The sequence below is a fragment of the Nicoliella sp. ESL1113 genome (assembly GCF_058509245.1).
This window is the reverse complement of the sequence record NZ_CP196387.1, coordinates 84,748-106,218: the sequence shown is the minus strand read 5'-3', so window position 1 is coordinate 106,218 and position 21,471 is coordinate 84,748. Positions and strand designations below refer to the sequence as shown.

Here is a 21,471-nt window from a genome sequence, read left to right as displayed (position 1 = left end):
GGTTAATAATAATATGAGCATTGAGGGGAATTCAACTTGAACAAATCAATTAAGGGATTGAGTGCAATTATTGCAATCCTATTTTTAACAATTAGCCTTGCGGGTTGTGGTAAAAAAGCAACGCGAGTAAAAATCGGCATTATTGATACTGACGTTAAAATATGGCAACCAACAGTTGATAAACTCAAAAAGCAGGGCATCGACCTAGTCCTAACCCAGTTCAGTTCGTATGATCAACCCAATGGCTCTTTGTTCCACAATGAGATTGATATCAATGCCTTTCAAACTAATGCCTACCTAAAGGATTGGAATCATGAAAATAAGGCTAACTTAACGGCAATTGGTAAAACTTATACGTCACCAATGGGGATTTATTCGCGCTCCATCAAAAAGTTATCGGAGCTTAAGCGTGGAGATACGATTGCATTGCCAAGTGATGATGCTAATAAAGCACGTGCACTGCGCCTATTACAGGATGCAGGGGTATTAAAGCTCAATCACGATCCAACACCCCAAGTTAGCGATGTAACCAAAAATCGGCATAAATTTAGATTTTTCACAGTTGATGCATCCCAAACCGTCCGTGATATGAGTGATTCTACAATTGCGGTCGTAAATAATAACTTTGCAATGGCAAACCATTTAACTACTAAACAGGCACTTTATTTAGAACCACAGCGACTAATAAATAATGCTGATGTAAATGTAATCGTAGTGAATAAAAATGATCGAAATAAAAAGGTCTATAAAAAAATTGTTAAGGCCTTTAGGTCAAATCAAAATAAGCAATACATCAAAAAAATCTCTGATAATTCAGATCAACCACAATGGTAAAAAATAAGCGGCTTTCCAATTGATTGGAAAGCCGCTTATTTATATGTTTCACGTGAAACATTTTATTTTTGAGAACTACTACTACTGCTGCTATTATTAACCTTTAATTGAGAAGATTCCTCAGTTAGTTTAACATTAGTCGTTTTCTTTTCACCATCACGGTAGTAAGTCAATGAAACAGTATCGCCTAATTTATAGGAGTAAAGGATATTTCTAATTTGATCTTGATTAGTAATTTTCTTGCCACCCAATTCGGTAATTACATCGTACTTCTTCAATCCAGCATTAGCTGCTGGTGAATTTGCAGTAACAGTCATAACTGCAGCTCCAGAAGTAACATCATCAGGAAGTTTTAAGATGGACTTTCGATCGCTACTTGAAACATTCGATAGGTCAACATATTCAATCCCCAGTGCAGGACGCACGATCTTTCCACTCTTGATCAACTGGTTAATGATCTTAATAACTTCGTTACTTGGAATTGCAAATCCAATTCCTTCAACACTAGTCCCAGAGGTATCAGAGGATAACTTCATCGAATTGATTCCAATCACTTGGCCAGCTAGGTTAATCAATGGGCCACCTGAGTTACCAGGATTGATGGCGGCATCGGTTTGAATTACAGAAGCGTAGTTACCGGTGGCTTGCCCACTTTCTGTCGTAAGTGGCACCTGACGATTCTTAGCCGAAACGATCCCTTGGGTAAGAGATGAAGCGTAATTCGTTCCCAATGGAGAACCAATTGCAAGCGCAGTTTCACCGACCTTAATATTATCGGAATCACCAAATGAAGCGACTTGAGTCACCTTGCTAGAGCTAATTTTAATAACTGCTAGGTCAGTAACTGAATCCTTCCCCACAATTTTAGCTTGCATTTTTTGCCCATTGCTCAAAATAACCTGCAAAGCTGAAGAACCAGCAACCACATGGTTATTAGTAACAATATAAGCACTATCACCACTCGTTTTATAAATCACCCCAGAACCTTCACTAGTGGTTTGCAAAGTAGAACCAGATGACTTAGAAGAATTACCGAATAATGATGCAAAGGAGTCGCTAGACGAGCTAACCTTTTGGAGATTAATAACTGATACAACTGAATTTTTGACGTTTTTATAAACCGATTCAGCCTGAGTTTGAACATTTACTTTTAAATTACTATTTTGAGCAGTTCCGCCAGAATTGGATCCATTAGGAACAGCTACTTCTCCAGTAATTGGATTATCGTTTTGGAGATAGGAAATGCCACCATATGCAATCCCTCCACCAAGGAGCCCCGTAACAAGAGAAGTCAATCCGACCTTAAAAAGTAGCGATTTTGATTTCATAGACAGCGCGTTAATAAAACGCTTCCTCCCTTATTTCTTTTAACATATCATACCTAATTTTAAATTAGAAATGGTAATGTTTTAAATTATTTTTACCATTTTATAAATTAATTAATTTTGTTGGTTCACATACATCTGTATCATAAATTGAAAAATCATTCTCAACATCGAACCCCTTGGCCGTCAATATATCAGCGACTGTTTGATGGGCAACTAGCTTAGTGTTGTTATGATGGCTTCGATGGGTAATAAAAATCGCCTTGGTATCATCGCCAATTACGTTCGCCAAAACAACAGCCTCATCTTCATTAGACATATGTCCAGTATCATTTATAATCCGTTGCTTCAAAGGCCAAGGATAAGATCCGTTCATTAACATCTCAACATCGTAATTACATTCTAATGCGAATGCACTCGAATCATTAATGTATTTCTGAATCGTTTCTGAAATATATCCAGTATCAGTAATTAGAACAAATTTCTTAGTCCCACTTTGAAACATATAACATTGTTCCAGTGCTGCATCATGGGAAACCCCAAAACTTTGCACTTTAACATCATCGAATTCTTGAATCGTGCCCACTGGAAAAACGACCCGTTGTTTTTCTGCAATTACACCTATTGAATTTGGGAAGGCATCCCAAGTCTCTTGGTTAGCAAAAACTTTCAGCTTCGGGCAACGTCTGGCTAGGACCCCGACCCCCTTCGCATGATCAGAATGTTCATGTGAAACAAAAAGCATGTCGATGTCATTAATTGAACGATCGATTTTTTTCAATAAATTGCTAATTTTGATACCACTCAATCCCGCATCCAATAAAATTTGGTGCTCATTAGTTTCGATATATGCGACGTTGCCTGAACTTCCGCTAGAGAGAATACTAACCCGCATTATATTTGAATCATTACTCATTTATTTAATCACGCATTTCTAATTATTTTTACATATTTGCCAGTTGATTTTTGAGACTATCATTATCGATGATCGAACCACTAAACGCATTAATACACTTAATTTGTAACCCATCAGAGTTAGCCGTCTTATATGCAATAATCCATGTTGGAATAAAAATATAGTTTTGTTTAACGGCAATATATTGGGTATATGACAAGCTAGTCCATTCAATTCGTGAATTATTAGGAATTTCATTATATTGATACAACGCACTTAATGCTTGTTCTTCAGAAATTGTCTGTGATTTTTCACGAAGCGTTACTAAGTTATCCAAATAAGTCTGAGTATAACTGACCAATCTTTTATCACCATCATTATTACTAATGTTAAAACGAATCTCTCCATAATTTGAATATAATTGAGAACCATATGACTTTTGGACGTAAACAATGGTTGAACTGCTGGATAGTTGACTATTATATTGATAGTCACTTCCATTAATAACAAATGAATCACTCTTGATCAACTGGTTCAACTTTTCTTCAGGATGAGATGAATACATTGCAATTGGTCGTTTAAACTCACTTTGCAAGGTGTGATTACTAAATTTAGTCGTTTGATTTTCTAATTGACCAACAGATTGCCTAATTATGTCATCACGAGTTCCAGAAATATAGTAACCGTTACCATTCGTCTTAGTTGGCGTTTTTAACGTAATTTGATCATTTCGCATTTCTTTAATAATGTTTGAATCCCCAGAACCATCAGTTTGCGTTTGCGGATTTATATTCTGATTCAAAATGGAAAATAGCATGATGTCGATAATTATAAACGTAATTAAAAAAATAATTTGAATTCTTTTAAAGTTCATCTTCTATCCTCCATTATTTACCAGCTAAAATATCATCGTAACTAATCCAATTATTGCCATAACGAACATACCAAGTTGGAATTAAGTTAACCAATACATCCGTTTTAGAGCTACCATGCCAACTATACCCTAACTCAATTCCATTGATCTTATTGCTCTTATAACCTAATTTCTTAAGGGTTTCCAAAACATCCTCCGTACTTGGTAGCTTCACATCAGGCACCCCACTTGGGACTGGAATTTGTAAACTAGCCAGTGAGAATTGGTATTTTAATGAGGAGTTATTATCCACTTGCATGCTAATGAACCCAGAATTAATGTTATTAAAAATTGGAAATCCTTCAACATAGCCACGATAAGTCGTGGTTTGGTTCTTATCGTTATAACCAAAGTACTTCACATTATCCAATGAGATTCCAGAATTAATTAACATATTATAATTATTATACAAAATTTGATTCAGGCTATCTGGGATGGACTTTGGTCGTTCATCAACGTACTTAACATCATTATTACTATAAAAAGTTATCTGTTTGGAGTCTTGGTCATTATAAACCGTTGAATGACTTTCATGTTTAACGTTAAAGTTCAGCGATTCGCCTAGCAATCTGGTAACATAGTAATTTTGCTGTTGAACGTTCACTAAATAAGCATACTGAGGCATTTCTTGATCTTTTTTAAAGTAGATTAATGGTTGGTTATTGAAAAATTTCATTGAAACATCAATTCGTTTCATCTTAGTATCCAAAAAGTCATTCAAACTACTTAAGCTATGCTTTTTAATTGATATCTTATAAATCCTGTACCCATTATCATTTAATAAATAAATGTGTCTGGAATCATCCAATGGCAAAATCACCCGATTCACCTTATAATCAGGAAATTTACCAAAACTCTTATTCATAAATTCGTTTAAGATTGGCATTGAAACTTGGCTAGAATAATTGAGCATATATGAATCAGAACGTCTCAACAACCTAAGGTATTCTTCCTTAGATCCAAAGGTAGTGGATTCAATTTTCACATCCTTAAAATTATGGATGTCCTCCCTAATTTCACCAATTAAGTTAATCGATTGATTAACTAATAAATGCTGATTACCATTTTCATCAATATGCATTAATTGGGTCGGTGCATAAACATCATACAATGGCTTGTTATTTAGTTGATTTTTAATATTCGTACCTGCACTACTAGAAGCATTATTTTTATAATGCGATGGATTCAACCAAAGCGATCCAGATAAAATAATACTAATGATCACTGCCACAGTCAGTAAAAAAGGTAGTAAATATTTTCCCAAGCGATTAATTCTCATCCCATAAATCCTCCTCCATTGGTTCATAAGGGAGCGAAATAAAGAATGTCGAACCCTTGCCATCCTCACTTTTAACCCAAATATGACCACCTTGCGCTTCAATTACCTCACGCGAAATAGAAAGCCCTAATCCAGTCCCACCTTGGGCTCTGGAGCGCGCCTTATCAACCCGATAAAATCGGTCGAAAATATGGTCAATTGCATTCTTCGGGATTCCTAGTCCCTGATCGGAAATGCTCAAGATAACTTGATTATGAGTTTCATACAGTGAGCAGGTGATTTGTCCTCCATCTGGTGAGTATTTCATGGCATTGTTCATAATATTATCAATCACCTGGGTAAAACGATCGGCATCGATTTCAACCCACAGAGTTTGTTTAGTAAAATTACGAATGATTTTATAATTATTATTTACGTCAATTCCCTGTTCGGTTTTATTGCCGTTCTTAATGATCATATCAAATTGATTTAAAATATAATTGAACAACTCATTTAAATTAATCATCTCTTTATTGATTTTTTGAGTCCCGGAATCCATCCGTGAAAGGGTCAATAAATCGTTGATCATCCGAATCATTCGATCAGTTTCGTCTTGAGCAACCTTCAAGAAGTTCGGGGCAATTTCCTTATCTTGCCAAGCCCCATCCTGTAAAGCTTCAATATACGAATGAACACTGGTCAACGGGGTCCTTAATTCATGGGAAACATTAGATACAAATTGTTTTCTATCTTTATCAATCTTTTGTTGCTCAGTAACATCCCGTAATACACACACTAACCCACTAATAAAACCAGACTCCCGTTGGATCGATGTAAAATGGGCATGCAAAATTAAATCACGCCCCTCATGGGTGTAATCTAATGAAATCTCTTCTGGTTGTTCTAGTAATTGACGGAGTGAGTAATCATCTTGAATCCCTAAAATATCAAGGATTGAATGCCCAATGATGTGTTCTTCAGCTAAATCCAAGAACTTTGCAGCTTCATAGTTGACAATAATAATATTTCCACGTCTATCAGTAGCTAACACTCCATCGGTCATATTAGAAAGAACTGAATCCAGCCGCCGCCGTTCAGATTCAGTCGTCTCTTGTGATTCTTCAACCTTCACAGAAAGGTTGTTGACCGCCATTGCTAATTGGCCTAACTCATCTTTTCCATAGACCTGCACTTGTCCAGAATAATCGCCTCGCGCAATTTGCAATGTCTGCTTCTTCATTTCATCAATCGGACGGGTGATCGCACGTGAAATCACAATCGACATTAAAATACCCAATAGCACCGCAATTGCAGCAGCAGCTAAATAGATGATCGTAATATTATTAATCGTTGTATAAACTGGATTTAGACTCGCTTTGATGTAAATCGCACCAACAACGTCCCCATTTTGGCTCCGTAAAAGAGGCGTTACCTTAATAAAGTACTTATTATCATCAGGCTGAATCGTCCTCGTCACAGTTTTATTATTATGAATGGCATCTTTAATGCCAGAATCAACCGATTTTTGGCCAACGATAGCTTGATTATTCGCTTGATTAGTCCCCCGAATGATTCCCTTGCTATCGATGATCTGCACTTGATTATCATTATTATTATCAATATCAGAAAGCAGCGAACGAATCGAAACGTCAGCCTTTTTAGTATTGGTTTTGGAAAGTTGGTTGGTTAGAGCGTTATTAACGTAAGTTGGTAATTGTAGCTGATTTTCAAATGTTTGTACGTTTTTCTTTTCCAACTGGGTAACAAAAACGCCACCGACAATTTCCAAAGTTACTAATAGCATTAAAACGAACACTAATGCCATTTTAAAATCAATTGATTGAAAGAACTTGAATCGCTTATTCAAAACAGGAATACCCCTTTAAAAGCTAGTCCCCTTACTCGTTTTCTGAGTTTCTAAGGTAGTAACCAACCCCACGGCGGGTCACTAACCATACTGGATGACTAGGATTATCTTCTATTTTTTCACGTAACCGTCGAACGGTAACGTCTACGGTACGGACATCACCAAAGTAGTCATATCCCCACACCGTTTGTAACAAATGTTCACGGGTCATCACTTGACCAATGTGTTGTGCTAAATAATGTAATAATTCAAACTCACGGTGCGTTAATTCAATGCTTTCGCCCCGTTTGGTAACTGAGTAAGCTTGGGGATGAATTACCAAATCACCGATTTTAATATCTTGGTTATCATCATCGGAAGAGTTATCATTAGCGGTTTGCCGACGTAGATTAGCCTTTACCCGCGCTACCAATTCTCGATTTGAGAACGGTTTGGTAACATAGTCATCAGCCCCTAATTCTAGCCCTAACACCTTGTCTAACTCAGAATCCTTAGCTGTCACCATGATTATTGGTGTGTCATGACTTTTCCGCACTTGACGAGCAACTTCTAGTCCATCGATTTTGGGAAGCATTAAATCCAAAATAATCAAGTCTGGATTTTCTTCATCGACTTTTTCAAGTGCTTCTTCTCCATCGTAAGCGACTGAAACATCATAGCCCTCTTTTACCAAATTGAATTTTTCAATATCAGTAATTGGCTTTTCATCATCTACTACAAGAATTTTTTTCATATTTAATTTACCTCTTAAAAAACGATTTCTAGTTATATTTTCTTTTTTTGGTACTTTCGATTACTTTTAGGTTTGAACAGCTAATAAATTATCAGCTTCAAATTAAATTATATCACGGACATACCCTTTGTTCATTGTATTAAAATGCAATTAAAGAACTTTTTTAAACTTTTTTGAAAAAAAGGGTTGCCTTTTTATTTCTCAAATGATATTATATAAATCGTTGATATTTTAGTGATATCGATTTCCGAAACATTTGGGCAGTTAGCTCAGCTGGCAGAGCAACGGACTCTTAATCCGTGGGTCCAGGGTTCGATCCCCTGACTGCCCATCAAATGAGAAGTAGCTATTATGATAAGGTTTTATAAAGCCTATCGTGATAGCTTTTTTACATTCTAGAGAAGATTTTTAAAAGTAAAATAAGTGATTAAAACTTAGTCATTCACTTAGTCAGTAATTTTAGCAATATAATAAATAATATCGTGGGTGTAGTGGGATGTAAGGCTATTCAATTTATTTTGGGTAGCCTTTTCATTTGGCATTTATTGGACATCAACTTTATGAAAATTAAAAATGGTAACCGACTTTAACCCTTAGTCAGTTACCATTTTTTTACTTATGAAGCACTTCCTTATCCATCCCAGAAATAAAGGTCAACTTGTTGCCGCTCTTTACTAATGAAAATGGTTGGGAAGATTTATTAGCAACACTCCGCCAATGATTAGCACTAGTTTGCTTAATTTTGACGTACTGACCATTAACGTTGGCCCGCTTGCCACTTACCAATACCTTTAAATCACTATTATGCCAATAGCCATTCAGCGACGCAGCATTCGCTGTTGTAGCACCAGCCATCGAAAGACTAGCCGCCGCAAATAGAAGCAAAAATAATCTTTTCATTTGATTACCCTCTTATGTAAATTTAGGATGCATCATTATTATACACCTAAATTTAATCACAATTGTTTACAACAGTCGGTCCAGTTGCATGCGCTTTGCTAAATACTTGCCCGTCTGGCTTTCCTTAGATTTAGCGATGTCTACTGGGGTGCCAGTAGCCACCACTTTACCACCTAGGTTACCACCCTTAGGACCCAGATCAATGACGTAATCGGCATTCATGATCACGTCCAAATCGTGTTCGATCACAACGACTGTCGCACCCTTATCAATTAACTGTTGAAAAACTTGGTTCAAGACCTCAACGTCCTTGGGATGCAACCCGACAGATGGTTCATCAAATACGAATAGGGTATCATCTTGCTTGCGCCCCATTTGAGATACCAGCTTCAAACGTTGCGCCTCACCACCGGACAAGATGGGCGTACTTTCGCCCAGAATCAAGTAACCGAGCCCCATCTGTGCAAGTGCATTTAAGGTGGCTGCGATCTTTGGTTCATCCTTGAAGACTTGCAACGCATCGGTAACTGACAACGCCAAAATATCGGCAATGCTGTAGTGATGCCACTTTACAGCTAGGGTATCAGGAGCATAACGCTTCCCATGACAAACTGGACAAGTCATCGTCATATCGGGAAGGTATTGAACATCTAGTGAGATGGTTCCCGTCCCCTGACAATTAGGGCAGGCCCCGTCCTTAACGTTGTAGGAGAAGTGCCCTTCGTTCCAGTGGTGTTTTTTAGCCAACGGGGTATTGGCAAATAATTTGCGCACTGGATCCCAAATTCCACAATACGTTGCCACCGTAGAACGTACATTTTTACCAATGGGGACCGAATTAATTTCAATCACCCGACTAAGCCCGTTGCTGTTAAAGTGGTCAATGTAATTTGGCAGTGGCTGCGCATCTGCTTGGCATTGCATGACTTTGACCAATCCACCCATGACTAGCGTTGACTTACCCGCTCCAGAGTATCCTGAAAAGACGGTCAGCCGGTTCTTTGGAATCTTAATCCCAACATCGTTCAAATTATGCCGCTTGGTGATATGGAGCTCAAGTTGCCCATTTTGAAAAATTTGATTTGCAGCTGCTTGAGGGCGTTCGATAATTTTCCCCTGGCCCTTTAAAAAAGGTGCAATGATCGAATTGGGTTTTTGTTTAATCTCATCAGGCGTTCCATAATCAATTACCTGGCCACCCAGGCGTCCTGCCTTCGGGCCAATTTCAATGATGTAATCAGCTGCTGAAATGATATCAATATTATGGTCCACCACGACCAATGAATTCCCCTGGCTAACTAATTGTCGCAAAATTTCGATCAAGCCAGCAACGTTCGCGGCATGCAGCCCCACTGAGGGTTCATCTAATACGTATAAAACACCGGTCGTTTGACTCCGTAGCGTTCGGCCCAATTGAATCCGCTGCAATTCACCAGTCGATAATGTATTCCCAGCACGCCCCAATGTTAAGTAGTCTAATCCCAGGTCATATAACGGTTTGATGGCCGCCTTAAATTCGTTGATTAGACTAGTTGCCAGTTCATGCATATCATTTTGTAATGAATGATCTAAATCAGCTAAAAATGGGACTAAGTCGAGGAGCGTCATCTCGCTGACTTCTGCAATGTCTTTACCAAATAGTTTTGTTGTTAAAACATCTGGATCAAACCGCTGCCCGTGACAACGTGGGCATGTATCAAAGGCATAAAAGCGATTCAAGCGCTTGATCGAACGGGGATTCTTGGTGGTCTTCATACTATCTTCAACGGCTGCGAATGCATTTTCATACTTCGCATTCAAGTTGAACACCCGTCCCGTCTTAGATGGCATGCTGATTTGATACTTCTTACCAGGTCCATTGAACACGAGGTCCTTTTCGCGTGCGGTCAGGTCCTTAAACGGCACGTCGATGCGAATCCCTACCTCCCTAGCAACAGTTGGCATGAAGTTTCGACCTGGTAAGTGCCAAGAAGCAACGGCACCATCTTCAATCGTTTCGTTCTCATCCTCGATCAACGATGATTTAAGGATTTGGCGCACCTTACCAGTCCCTTGACATTCCTTACATGCCCCCTCGGCATTAAATGCAAATGATTCCGCACTGGGGGCGGAGAATTTAACCCCACAGGTTGGACACTGAATCTTGCCCATCTCATGGCCCTCAACATCCATTGCCTGGGCCACCTTAATCGTGGATGGCACCGTGTGACCGTTCGGGCAGGTATAAGATCCCAGCCGTGAGAACATTAATCGTAAAACGTTCAACCCCTCAGACATGGTACCGACGGTCGAGCGATTCCCAGGAACCGTTGGCCGTTGCCTTAGTGCAATTGCTGATGGTAAGTACTCGATTTTATCAACTTTGGGATGGGCGTCTTGTCCAATTCGCCGCCGCGTGTAAGTAGAAAGCGCATTTAAATAGCGCCGCGCCCCCTCGGCATACAGTGTCCCCATCGCAAGTGATGACTTGCCAGAACCAGAAACTCCAGTGATCGCAACGAATGCGTTCAAAGGAATTGATACGTTAATGTTTTTTAAGTTATTGACTTTGGCCCCGTAGACTTTGATGTCGTCGGGGATCGTTTCCTTATGTTGAATCGCCATATTGAATCGCCCCTCTTTATTTTTATAATTTAAACATTGTCAAAAATCAACTAGTTAATAACCCTAAATCCATGATTATTATTTCATAATCGTGAATTTTAATTTACAAAAGGATAACATTTATAAATAAATGTTCATTTAGGAATATGATTAATATAATTACATAAATTTTAGAGGTGAATTGAATGTTTCACAAATCAAGTATCAAAAGATTTTCAATTATTTTAGTGACCTCCGTGACTTTCGGTACGGTTGCTACAACTGCGGTTACAAATGCTAGTTATACACCAGATTACAATGCTTCAACAGGAGTCACTGGTGATGATGAACTAATTACTTCCGCAACTGCACTTAGTAAACTTAAGAATAGTGCGGTGGCAGCCGCTGCAATGGATTCTAGTACCGGTCAATTTGTATATTCCAAAAATGGTAGTACTAAATATGCAATTGCATCTACCACCAAGTTATTGACCCTCTACCTCGCCATTCAAAAGGCCAAAAGATTAAATCAATGGGGACACTTAGTAACGATTTCCAGTAGCCTTAGTAAGATGAGCAAGAGTTATGATCTAGGTAATTTTAGGATGAACACAGGGAGTCGTTATACCGTTCGCAGCCTTTATAAAGCCGCTTTGATCGCATCATCAAATAGCGCTGCGATTGCTTTGGGCCAATACGTTGCTGGATCAAATAATAAATTCATCGCAATGATGAATAAGCAAGCTGATGCTTGGGGAATTTCCAACCAAGCCCATTTTGTTTCAGCATCTGGATTGGAAAACACAGACCTTTACCGTTACGGATTCAAATACGGTAGTCGTTCTGATTATAACAAAGTCAGCGCAAGAGCAATAACAACCATTGCCCAACACCTACTTAAGTTATATCCATCAATCGTCAACGATGCTAATCATCGTTACGCTACTTTAGATGGTCAAACACTTAAAAATGAAAATGAACTGCTTCCTGGTGGCAGTAGTTACAATCCCGCCCTTAAGGTCGATGGCCTCAAGACGGGTTATACTCCACTTGCTGGCTACTGTTTAGTAAGTACGAGTAAGAATAACGGTCAACGGTTGATCGTTACCACCTTAAATGATAAAAAGGGTTCTAAAGACCAAGCAAGAATGATTGCAGCAATTTACAAATATTCATCACTATTCAATGATTAATAAAAATGCACTTCAAAATGAAGTGCATTTTTTTATTATGATAATGGTTTTAAAATCGTATCAAGTTGTTCAAAAGTCTTGAACCGATCACCGATTAAGACCCCGTCAATCCCAAGTTGCTTAGCTAATTTAGCTTCTCGTGGTTCAACGTGACCACCCAATACTAAACGATACTTAACATTGTCATACTTAGAGAGAATCTTTTTGAGTTCTTTGAAGGTCCGTTCGGCAGTCTCATCAGTATAAAGCCGCTTGCCTTCCAAGGTCGACTTAATTGATTCCCATGAAATGATTACTTCATGATTACTTAAGTCCAAGTCCCCAACAATTTTATTGAATTCTTCTTCAATTCCATCTTCATCGTTTTGAGATCCCATACAGATGATTGGAACAATTTTATGACGCAGGGCATTTTCCAGCTTGTTGTGAATAATGTCGTATCCTTCGTGTAACTGAATCCGCCGTTCCAAGTGTCCAACAAAAGCATACTTGATGCCAAGGTAATGCAATTCATCAGCGGATGGTTCACCGACAGTCCGCTTGGTAATTGTAATGTTTTGGGATGCTTCTTGGAAATGATTAAAATGATTAGGTTGCAACATCACTGGTGAAATGATTAAGTCAGGTTCAAATGAATGCTTTTCAACATCATCCATCATTTTTTGTTGTTCTCTAACAGGCATTAAAGTCTTAAAATTCATAATACATAGCATATTGAATTACTCCTTAGTTATGAAAAATACTTAATAGGTCAATAATAGCACATCTGTATATCAGACAGATAATATTTTCACCTACGAATTAGCCAAATTATGATTAACACCGCAACTAGCAAAATTAAAACATTTTGCTTTGTTTTCCCATTATTAGCTCGAATGAGCCATTCATTAAAGCGAATTAGGTTAAGGCGTTGGACTAAGCGGGGATGCTTAATTAATAGCCATTTCCAAAAACGGTATATTAAGTAAAATACAAGTAGCACGATTACACCGTATAGAACTATCCATGATGCAACTATGATCAGTGCAATGATCACCGCGATCGCTAAAATCGTTCCTAAACAACTAAAAAATAATGAAACTCCACCAAATATCAATAAAAGTAATAATAATAAAAATACCATCGTTTTCACCACCGTTGCAATTCATTTTACATTAAAGAACCGCCGAATAGTAGCACTTTACCAAATTTGGAGCGTTAGTCCGACCATATAGATTCCAAATCCCATCACAACTAAACTAAGGCTAATTACAATCCAGCGATAAAGCCCCTTCATTCGGTACTTTTTAGGAAGTGCCTTCGCTTCTAGCAATAACAAGAATCCCAGCACGATTGGTAACATCAAGGCGTTGATCACCTCTACTAGCACCGCTAATTCAACTGTATGAGAATTGAGAAGGGCCACTGCGGCACCACTAATGTAAATCAAGATCAATATGAAGTAGAAACCGAAACTTTGCTTATTAAAGCGGTCATTGACGCTATGGCGAATGTGCAAAACCTCTGTAATCCCCCAAGTTCCAGACAAACTAACCACGATTGCGGCAACAAGAGCTCCGCCAAGCAGGCTGCCACCAATAATTATTTTGGCCATCCCACTACCTAAAAACGGCACTAATGAATTAACCAGGTCCGCAACCGTATTTAATGGTAGCTGACCATTTTGAGTCGTAATCGCAGCAAATAAAACTACAAAACCAATCATGATTCCCTGGGTAATCAACGTGCCGATTCCAGTGTCTAATTGTTCTCTACGAATCATCTTTGGCGTTAATTGCTTATCGATCACCGCTCCCTGTTGATAAAAAATCATCCAGGGCATGATGACCGCCCCAACGTTGGCAGCGACTAAGTATAAATATGATGAATCATGAATGGGCATGGAACGCATGCCGTTAACAATGTCATTCCCGTTCGGTTTAACGACAAATAATGCAATGATGAACAGTAGTTCAAATAAACCGACCGCCACCCCGATTCGTTCAACCCGATGGTAGGAATTACGGAATACGATGCTAATTAGTAAAAGGGTTGCCAATGGTACTGTCACCCATTTGGAAATTCCAAATAGTTCCCCAACTCCAGCGATTCCAATCATTTCAGTCAGTAACGCACCAACAACTGAAATCAATAACGTCGCTGCGGAAAGAACTGCCCAACTACTCCCAAAGTGTTCACGAATCAATTCACCATGTCCCTTTTTGGTGATGATTCCTAATCGAATCGTCATCTCTTGGGCCATAAATAAAATCGGTATCAACAGTAATTGCGGTAAAATCATTGAATAACCAAATCTGGATCCCGACTGAGCGGCGGTTATTAAACAACCAGCATCCGTATCAGCTAGCATTACAATCATCCCTGGGCCACATCCCTTTAGAAATTGTTTCATCCGATTGCTAACCATATTAGAACGAAACGTTATCGTCGTTCGTTGCAAAATCCATCACTCCTTGTTAATCATTACTTCCATCCTATTACATAATTATTAGAAGAAAAAGACTACCAAACACAATATGTATGTGTTATGAATGATATATAGCACAATATATAGTATGCGTAAACATAAAAGCGGGATTAACTGCCGTTCTAGCAGTTAACCCCACTTTGTGAAAATCAAAAATTATTTTAAACTTTTTTGCATTCCGAACCATTCAATTCCACCAAAATTAGAATTTGAATGTCCCAATAGTTCAAACCCATGTTTTTCATAGAATGGGATTAAGCGTTCACGACAATCAAGGATCAATCTTGATAGTTCTTGTTTTTTGGCCAGTTCTTCAATTCGGTCCAATAGTTGGGTTGCGATTCCCAATCCTTGGTAATCAGGAGAAACCGCAAGTCCTAATATTCCCAGATACTTATCGCTTGGTTTTCGAGTTAAGTCCTTCGTGTAGCTATCATTGTTCAATAAGTTATCGTTAGTGGTCCTACCGATCAACATTCCGACAGCTTTACCATCCATTTCAGCAATCAAAGTTGTTTGGGGAAGATAATTGATAAAGTTAATGAAGTCTTTTCTGTTGGCTCTTTCTTCAGGTTCAAAACAACTTTGTTCCACGTGTAACAATTCGTCTAAATCATCCATATTAGGTGGTCTAAATGTAATTTGCATTTGCTTAATGCTCCATTCTTTTTTATTATCCTTATTTTAACAGTGATTTATAAAAATAAGATATAGCGTTTAAGGTTATTTAAATAATTAAGTAAAAAAATAAAGAAGTGTTCAAAAGAACACTTCTTTATTTAACGACCATCATCCATGTATGAAATAGATGAGAACTTATTATGTGATTTCACAAATAAGAGCTTTATCGTTCCTCGGGCTCCAGAACGGTTCTTTTCAATGATCACTTCAACTTCTCCAATATCTTCATTATCCTCTTTAGGGTCACTATTATCATCATCATTATTTCCTTCACGTTCATAATAGTCATCCCGATAGAGAAAGGCAACGATATCTGCATCTTGTTCAATCGACCCTGATTCACGAATATCGGAAAGAACTGGCCGCTTATCCTGACGCTGTTCAACCCCACGTGAGAGTTGTGACAACGCAATTACGGGCACTTTTAGCTCGTTAGCTAATTTTTTCATTTGGCGTGAAATTGCAGAAACTTGTTGTTGTCGATTTTCACGATTGCCACCTTCAATTAGTTGAAGATAATCAACCACGATTAGGCCTAGGTTATTCTTCTCCTTAGCTAAGCGTCGACTCTTAGCCCTAATTTCTGACATTTTAATTCCTGGGGTATCGTCAATATAAACACTGGCTCTAGACAAGCTCCCCATCGCTACGATTAGGTTATTCCACTCATCGTTATCTAAATTACCAGTTCGTAAGTGATTGGCATCGATACTACCTTCAGCACAAATCATTCGATTCACTAATTGCTCTGCGCCCATTTCTAAACTAAAAATCGCAACCGTTTTATCTGACTTAGTAGCAACGTTTTGGGCTACATTCAGAGCAAATGCAGTCTTCCCGACGGCCGGCCGTGCTGCTAGAATAATTAATTCACCCTCATGCAGCCCAGTGGTTATTTCATCTAACTTTTGAAAACCAGTTGAAATTCCCGTTACAGTGTCACTATTTTTAGCTAGTTTACTAATATCACTAAGCGTATTTTTTAAAACATCATCAATTTGTTTAAATCCTGATTGCCCACGATTTTCGGAGATTTGTAAAATCTTAGTTTCAGCATCATCTAATAGGGTGGTAATATCATCGCTATTATTGTAACTTTCGGTGGCAATACTAGTCGCCGTTTCGATTAGCTTCCTAGCAATTGATTTATTGCGAACAATTTTGGCATAGTATGCAATATTAGAAGCGGTCGGAACAGACTGGGATAGTTCTGCTAAATAAGATGGGCCACCAACATCATCTAATTTTTGGTTTGATTTTAAATAGTCAACTACGGTCACAAAGTCGATCTTATCATCACGATCGCTTAATGCCTCCATTGCCTGGAAGATGATCCGATGAGCATTTTTGTAAAAATCATCAGATTGCAGTTGTTCCATAGCATCCGGCAATGATTCAGTATCCAGAAAAATTGCACCTAATACCGCTTTTTCTGCATCAATATTTTGCGGTGGCATTTGACTCATTACTTCATTACTCATTGGATTTCCTCTTTTTATTTTTAATCAAAAATACTGGAGCGTGTTGGCCCCAGTATTTCTTGGTATTGTTTTAATAGCTCAAATCATTACTTTTCATCAACATGAACTCTAATTGTAGCAGTCACAGTTGGGTGTAATTTAACGGGTACGTTTGTATAACCGAGTGAGCGAATTGGATTTGATAATTCAATTTTCCGCTTATCAATTTTGATATTAAATTGTTTATCCAATGCTTGGGCAATTTGTTTACTTGGAATTGAGCCAAATAAACGTCCATCTGAACCAGCCTTAGCAGTTAGTTCAACAACTGTATTATCATTTTCCAAGGTTGTTTTTAATTCTTTGGCATTCGCAAGTTCTTCGGCTTCACTTTTAGCTTCAGCACGTTGTTCAGCCTTAAGCTTACCAATTGCTGAACCAGTAGCAGCCTTAGCCTTACCATGCTTAATTAAAAAGTTTTGTGCGTATCCTTGTGGGACATCCTTAACTTCGCCGCGTTTTCCTTTTCCGCGAACATCTTCTAAGAAGATAACTTTCATTTAGAATCCACTCCTTTGTACTGATTTAATTAAATAAATCAGACTCTTTAAATCTTACTCATCTATTTTATCATTACTATCCGAATCCGTCTCGTCTGAAAGAACATCTTTAATCGTTTCAACTAAAATTGGTTCAACTTCAGATACTTTCTTATCACTGATTTGAGTAGCTCCACTTGATAAATGACCTCCACCACCAAGCCGTTCCATGATTATTTGAACGTTTACTTCTCCATTACTACGAGCAGAAATTCCAACCACTCCACCAGGACGTTGGGTTGCAACGAACGAAGCCTCCACTCCCGACATGGAGAGGATTGAATCAGCGGCTTGAGCAGCTGTAACTGGATCATAGGTCTTATCATCTTCACCGATCACCATTGCAATATGACGATCTTTATCCACAAATCTAACCAAAGAAATGAGGTGGTTTCTAGCAAGATAATCATCCACATTCTCTTCCATGAACTGTTGCATCTCCTCAGAATCAGCACCAGCAGACCGCAAATAACTTGCTGCATCAAACGTTCTGGTTCCAGTTCGCATCGAGAAGGACTTAGTATCAATAAAGATTCCAGTCAACATGGCTGTTGCTTCTAGTTTATTAATTGGTTCTGCATCTTGTGATTGATATTCAAACATTTCCGTAATCAATTCACAAGTTGATGATGCATAAGGCTCAATATAAACCAAAATTGGGTTTGGAGGGAATTCCTCACCACGGCGGTGATGATCAATAATTACCACTCGACTAGCCAAACGTTTATAAAGATCCTGAGAAATACTCATTGATGGTTTTGAATGGTCAACCATAATCAATAAGCTATTATCAGTTGCCTTTTGTAGAGCCTCTTCAGGAGTAATAATCGAATCATAAATTTCTGGATAATCCTTACTAGTTGCAATTAAGCGTTTTACATCAGAATGCAATTGTGATTGATCAACAACGATCCAACATTGTTTATTATTCATCTTAGCAATTCTTCTGATTCCAAAACAAGCTCCAATTGCATCCATATCTGGACGTTGGTGACCCTGAACAAAGATTTGATCTGATTCCTTCATAATTTCTTGAAGGGCTTGCGAAGTCATCCGTGCCCGAACACGAGTCCGTTTTTCCATTGGATTTGTTTTTCCACCATAGAAACGGGCCTCTTTATCCTTAGCCTTAACAACCACTTGGTCACCCCCACGTCCTAACGCAAGGTCTAAATCACTTTGGGCTTGATCAGCCAGACTATTTAAATTGTCATCACCATAAGCAATTCCGACACTCAGTGTTAATGGGAAATTTTGCTTAGACGTGCTTTCACGAATTTTATCTAAAATCTTGAACTTATCATCCTCGATTTCAGCTAGCGATCTAGCATATGCAATAATCATAAAATGATCATCATCAATTTGTTTTAAATACATCCCGAACTCACGAGCCCAAGCAGTTAGCTCATTGGTGACATAATTCAAAAGATTAGAAATTTCTTGATCGGTCATCGACTGAGTAATTTCATCATAGTTATCTAAAAAGATTTCTCCAATTGAAACCTTTTCATTATTATAACGTTCCTCAATATCGTAATAACTAGTGACATCCATTAAATAAACGGTATGAAATTCTTTTTGAACTAACATTGAAAAATGATGGTGGTTCCAAGTAACATCATTTGCTTCATTCGAATTCCAATATTTGGAAATTAAAGAATTTAAGCCTGGTGCAACTTCAACTACTGTATTCCCAAGCACAACCTGATCACCAAAGTATGGTTGTAAGTACGGATTAACCCATTCGATTTTTTGATCATCACTTAGAATCATCACACCCATTGGCATTTCAAGCATTGTTTCGCTTTCACCACGGTGAATCCGATATGATAAATCCGAAATATACTGATTACGATTAGCGCTTAAATGATTCAATAAATTGAAAGTATACGCCAATCCAATGCAAACAAATGTCAAAAGGACTATTCCAGTGTAGATACTATAAAGAAATGCAATTACCGTTCCTAAAATCGATAAAACGGAAGTAAACAAGGTTACCCATCTTAAATTTTTATTTTTAAGAAAGGGTGGTATGTTTTTAAATGAATCTTTTTTCTTCATTATGATACCTCTTATATTTTGAGATAACTATATTTTATCACAATCTGATTTTGATAGTAAAAAAAGGAGTAGGACCAATTGATCCCACTCCCCTTCTAACTAATCTGATTAGTCTTCGCTTACAAAGGCCATTAAGCCCATGATCCGAGCACGCTTGATAGCAGCAGTCAACTTACGTTGATTCTTAGCGCTGGTACCAGTAACTCGACGAGGTAAAATTTTACCACGTTCTGATGTAAAACGATTTAATAAAGCTACATCCTTGTAATCGATGTAATCGATATGATTAGCAGCAATATAATCGACCTTACGACGACGACGTCCGCCTCTTCTTTGTGCCATTATTTTCACTCCTTTATAATTTAATTTTTATTTAACAACTCTAATTTTAAGTTTAATTTAGAATGGTAAATTATCATCGGAAAGCTTTAAGTTTCGATTATTCTTATCATCTTTCCCTTTAAAAGGAGCTTTATTGTCGTTTCGATCATTATAATCATCTTTACCTGAATCAGGTTTTTGATTATTATTCAAATCATTAGGATTTGAATTTTCAGTTTGGTGTCCACCATCCACATTGTCTGAATGTGGGGTTTGATTCCCACCATTCATATTATCTGTAAATGGAGTTTGGTTCCCACCGTTCATATTATCTGAAAATGGAGTTTGGTTCCCACCGTTCATATTATCTGAAAATGGAGTTTGGTTCCCACCGTTCATATTATCTGAAAATGGGTTTTGGTTACCACCATTCATATTATCTGAGAATGGAGTTTGGTTCCCACCATTCATATTATTTGGAAATGGGTTTTGATTCCCACCGTTCCAACCATTATTAGGCTGGGGGTTATTATAATTACCATTCCCAGAAACATGATTATCGAATCCATTCATATTTCCATTTTGAAAAGATGAACCATTATCGTTGTTGTAACCACCATTACCAAAATTATTCACGCTTGCTGCACCCCGATTAGAGTTAGCAGAATTACGTGATTCTAAAAATGAAAAGTTTTCAACAACAACATCAGTAGTATAAATGCGAGTTCCTTGTTTGTCATAACTACCAGTCTGAATACGACCTTCTACACCAATTAAGCTTCCCTTGTGTACGTACTGAGAAAGGGTTTCAGCTGTTTTCCCCCAAGCTTGACAGCTAATAAAATCAGTGTCTCGATCACCATTGGCACTCTTGAAGTTACGATCTACCGCTAATGTAAAATGAGCAACCGCTCTTTTTGATTGTGTGTATCGAAGATCTACATCTCGGGTTAAACGTCCAGTTAATGCAACAGAATTAATCATGCTGAAAAACTCCTCTCTTTTATTACAATGATCAGTTTAATTATCTTAAAACAGTCATTTGACGTAAGATACCATCACTATACTTGGATAAACGATCAAATTCTTGTAATGCTTCGTATTTATCAGTAGTTAAGTTAACAATGTGGTAAGTACCTTCATTGAAACCACCAATTTCGTAAGCAAAACGGCGCTTTGACCAATCCTTTGAATCAATAATCTTAGCACCATTATCAGTCAAGATCTTGTCAAAACGATCAACTAATTCCTTCTTAGCTGGTTCATCTAAATCAGGACGAATGATGTAAGTAATTTCGTATTTCTTTTCTTCCATGAGTTACACCTCCTTGTGGTCTGAGGCCCCATAGCCAATTCTAAGGGGCAAGGAAAATATTGGAAA

Annotated in this window: 18 protein-coding genes, 1 tRNA gene and 1 pseudogene; 3 read left to right on the top strand and 17 right to left on the bottom strand. The window is 37.9% G+C overall.

Going from position 1 to position 21,471, the window contains the following annotated elements; all coding sequences use genetic code 11:
- Positions 1 to 36 precede the first annotated feature (36 nt).
- Positions 37 to 834, top strand: a complete 798-nt coding sequence (locus tag ACSYTJ_RS00510) for a MetQ/NlpA family ABC transporter substrate-binding protein (RefSeq protein ID WP_491716930.1) — start codon at positions 37 to 39, stop codon at positions 832 to 834.
- A gap of 62 nt (positions 835 to 896) precedes the next feature.
- Here ACSYTJ_RS00510 and ACSYTJ_RS00505 read toward each other — a convergent pair whose 3' ends face one another.
- The 6 genes from ACSYTJ_RS00505 to yycF form a co-directional block, all read right to left on the bottom strand.
- Positions 897 to 2,162, bottom strand: a complete 1,266-nt coding sequence (locus tag ACSYTJ_RS00505; RefSeq protein ID WP_491716929.1) for a S1C family serine protease — start codon at positions 2,160 to 2,162, stop codon at positions 897 to 899.
- Positions 2,163 to 2,262: 100 nt separating this feature from the next.
- Positions 2,263 to 3,075, bottom strand: coding sequence for an MBL fold metallo-hydrolase (locus tag ACSYTJ_RS00500; protein ID WP_491716928.1), 813 nt, complete (start codon positions 3,073 to 3,075; stop codon positions 2,263 to 2,265).
- Positions 3,076 to 3,103: 28 nt separating this feature from the next.
- Positions 3,104 to 3,928, bottom strand: a complete 825-nt coding sequence (locus ACSYTJ_RS00495) for a two-component system regulatory protein YycI (RefSeq protein ID WP_491716927.1) — start codon at positions 3,926 to 3,928, stop codon at positions 3,104 to 3,106.
- Between the two features lie 13 nt (positions 3,929 to 3,941).
- Positions 3,942 to 5,246, bottom strand: a complete 1,305-nt coding sequence (locus ACSYTJ_RS00490; protein WP_491716926.1) for a YycH family regulatory protein — start codon at positions 5,244 to 5,246, stop codon at positions 3,942 to 3,944.
- Positions 5,236 to 7,092, bottom strand: coding sequence for a cell wall metabolism sensor histidine kinase WalK (walK, locus tag ACSYTJ_RS00485; RefSeq protein WP_491719871.1), 1,857 nt, complete (start codon positions 7,090 to 7,092; stop codon positions 5,236 to 5,238). The genes ACSYTJ_RS00490 and walK overlap by 11 nt, the downstream gene beginning before the upstream one ends.
- A gap of 31 nt (positions 7,093 to 7,123) precedes the next feature.
- On the bottom strand, positions 7,124 to 7,825 hold the full coding sequence (gene yycF / locus ACSYTJ_RS00480; RefSeq protein ID WP_491716924.1) for a response regulator YycF: 702 nt from the start codon (positions 7,823 to 7,825) through the stop codon (positions 7,124 to 7,126).
- Between the two features lie 258 nt (positions 7,826 to 8,083).
- Here yycF and ACSYTJ_RS00475 point away from each other — a divergent pair.
- Positions 8,084 to 8,156 (top strand) — tRNA-Lys (locus ACSYTJ_RS00475).
- Between the two features lie 281 nt (positions 8,157 to 8,437).
- On the opposite strand, the gene ACSYTJ_RS00470 is transcribed toward ACSYTJ_RS00475, so the two are convergent.
- A complete protein-coding gene (locus ACSYTJ_RS00470; RefSeq protein ID WP_491719870.1) occupies positions 8,438 to 8,725 on the bottom strand; it encodes a hypothetical protein in 288 nt (95 codons plus the stop codon).
- Between the two features lie 66 nt (positions 8,726 to 8,791).
- Positions 8,792 to 11,329: an excinuclease ABC subunit UvrA gene (locus ACSYTJ_RS00465; protein ID WP_491719869.1), complete on the bottom strand. Its 2,538-nt coding sequence runs from the start codon at positions 11,327 to 11,329 to the stop codon at positions 8,792 to 8,794.
- Positions 11,330 to 11,514: 185 nt separating this feature from the next.
- Between ACSYTJ_RS00465 and ACSYTJ_RS00460 the strand changes: the two genes are divergently transcribed.
- Positions 11,515 to 12,501, top strand: a complete 987-nt coding sequence (locus ACSYTJ_RS00460; protein WP_491719868.1) for a D-alanyl-D-alanine carboxypeptidase family protein — start codon at positions 11,515 to 11,517, stop codon at positions 12,499 to 12,501.
- A 35-nt stretch (positions 12,502 to 12,536) separates the two neighbouring features.
- On the opposite strand, the gene ACSYTJ_RS00455 is transcribed toward ACSYTJ_RS00460, so the two are convergent.
- The 9 genes and pseudogenes from ACSYTJ_RS00455 to rpsF all read right to left on the bottom strand — a co-directional run bounded on the left by ACSYTJ_RS00455 (position 12,537) and on the right by rpsF (position 21,405).
- Positions 12,537 to 13,214, bottom strand: coding sequence for a triose-phosphate isomerase (locus ACSYTJ_RS00455; RefSeq protein ID WP_491719867.1), 678 nt, complete (start codon positions 13,212 to 13,214; stop codon positions 12,537 to 12,539).
- Between the two features lie 467 nt (positions 13,215 to 13,681).
- Entirely contained in the window at positions 13,682 to 14,908 is a 1,227-nt protein-coding gene (locus ACSYTJ_RS00450; protein WP_491720140.1) for an NRAMP family divalent metal transporter, read from the bottom strand.
- Between the two features lie 216 nt (positions 14,909 to 15,124).
- The gene (locus ACSYTJ_RS00445; RefSeq protein WP_491719866.1) at positions 15,125 to 15,616 is read right to left on the bottom strand and encodes a GNAT family N-acetyltransferase; all 492 of its coding nucleotides are present in this window, start codon (positions 15,614 to 15,616) and stop codon (positions 15,125 to 15,127) included.
- A 131-nt stretch (positions 15,617 to 15,747) separates the two neighbouring features.
- Complete coding sequence (gene dnaB, locus ACSYTJ_RS00440) at positions 15,748 to 17,130, bottom strand: replicative DNA helicase (protein WP_491719865.1); 1,383 nt, start codon at positions 17,128 to 17,130, stop codon at positions 15,748 to 15,750.
- 86 nt (positions 17,131 to 17,216) lie between these two features.
- Positions 17,217 to 17,669, bottom strand: coding sequence for a 50S ribosomal protein L9 (gene rplI, locus ACSYTJ_RS00435; protein WP_491716916.1), 453 nt, complete (start codon positions 17,667 to 17,669; stop codon positions 17,217 to 17,219).
- 54 nt (positions 17,670 to 17,723) lie between these two features.
- The gene (locus ACSYTJ_RS00430; RefSeq protein WP_491719864.1) at positions 17,724 to 19,769 is read right to left on the bottom strand and encodes a DHH family phosphoesterase; all 2,046 of its coding nucleotides are present in this window, start codon (positions 19,767 to 19,769) and stop codon (positions 17,724 to 17,726) included.
- A 108-nt stretch (positions 19,770 to 19,877) separates the two neighbouring features.
- Positions 19,878 to 20,114 (bottom strand): 30S ribosomal protein S18, encoded by a 237-nt coding sequence (gene rpsR / locus ACSYTJ_RS00425; protein ID WP_491717269.1) that lies wholly within the window; start codon positions 20,112 to 20,114, stop codon positions 19,878 to 19,880.
- Between the two features lie 312 nt (positions 20,115 to 20,426).
- Positions 20,427 to 21,074: pseudogene (locus ACSYTJ_RS00420) on the bottom strand (single-stranded DNA-binding protein); the annotation flags it as partial.
- A 40-nt stretch (positions 21,075 to 21,114) separates the two neighbouring features.
- Positions 21,115 to 21,405: a 30S ribosomal protein S6 gene (rpsF, locus tag ACSYTJ_RS00415; RefSeq protein ID WP_219053897.1), complete on the bottom strand. Its 291-nt coding sequence runs from the start codon at positions 21,403 to 21,405 to the stop codon at positions 21,115 to 21,117.
- Positions 21,406 to 21,471: the final 66 nt, after the last annotated feature.

Coding starts and splice junctions, on each gene's coding strand:
- ACSYTJ_RS00505 (WP_491716929.1), bottom strand. CDS start 2,162: ATGAAATCAAAATCGCTACTTTTTAAGGTCGGATTGACTTCTCTTGTT.
- ACSYTJ_RS00500 (WP_491716928.1), bottom strand. CDS start 3,075: ATGAGTAATGATTCAAATATAATGCGGGTTAGTATTCTCTCTAGCGGA.
- ACSYTJ_RS00495 (WP_491716927.1), bottom strand. CDS start 3,928: ATGAACTTTAAAAGAATTCAAATTATTTTTTTAATTACGTTTATAATT.
- ACSYTJ_RS00490 (WP_491716926.1), bottom strand. CDS start 5,246: ATGAGAATTAATCGCTTGGGAAAATATTTACTACCTTTTTTACTGACT.
- yycF (WP_491716924.1), bottom strand. CDS start 7,825: ATGAAAAAAATTCTTGTAGTAGATGATGAAAAGCCAATTACTGATATT.
- ACSYTJ_RS00470 (WP_491719870.1), bottom strand. CDS start 8,725: ATGAAAAGATTATTTTTGCTTCTATTTGCGGCGGCTAGTCTTTCGATG.
- ACSYTJ_RS00465 (WP_491719869.1), bottom strand. CDS start 11,329: ATGGCGATTCAACATAAGGAAACGATCCCCGACGACATCAAAGTCTAC.
- ACSYTJ_RS00460 (WP_491719868.1), top strand. CDS start 11,515: ATGTTTCACAAATCAAGTATCAAAAGATTTTCAATTATTTTAGTGACC.
- ACSYTJ_RS00455 (WP_491719867.1), bottom strand. CDS start 13,214: ATGCTATGTATTATGAATTTTAAGACTTTAATGCCTGTTAGAGAACAA.
- ACSYTJ_RS00450 (WP_491720140.1), bottom strand. CDS start 14,908: ATGGTTAGCAATCGGATGAAACAATTTCTAAAGGGATGTGGCCCAGGG.
- ACSYTJ_RS00445 (WP_491719866.1), bottom strand. CDS start 15,616: ATGCAAATTACATTTAGACCACCTAATATGGATGATTTAGACGAATTG.
- dnaB (WP_491719865.1), bottom strand. CDS start 17,130: ATGAGTAATGAAGTAATGAGTCAAATGCCACCGCAAAATATTGATGCA.
- rplI (WP_491716916.1), bottom strand. CDS start 17,669: ATGAAAGTTATCTTCTTAGAAGATGTTCGCGGAAAAGGAAAACGCGGC.
- ACSYTJ_RS00430 (WP_491719864.1), bottom strand. CDS start 19,769: ATGAAGAAAAAAGATTCATTTAAAAACATACCACCCTTTCTTAAAAAT.
- rpsF (WP_219053897.1), bottom strand. CDS start 21,405: ATGGAAGAAAAGAAATACGAAATTACTTACATCATTCGTCCTGATTTA.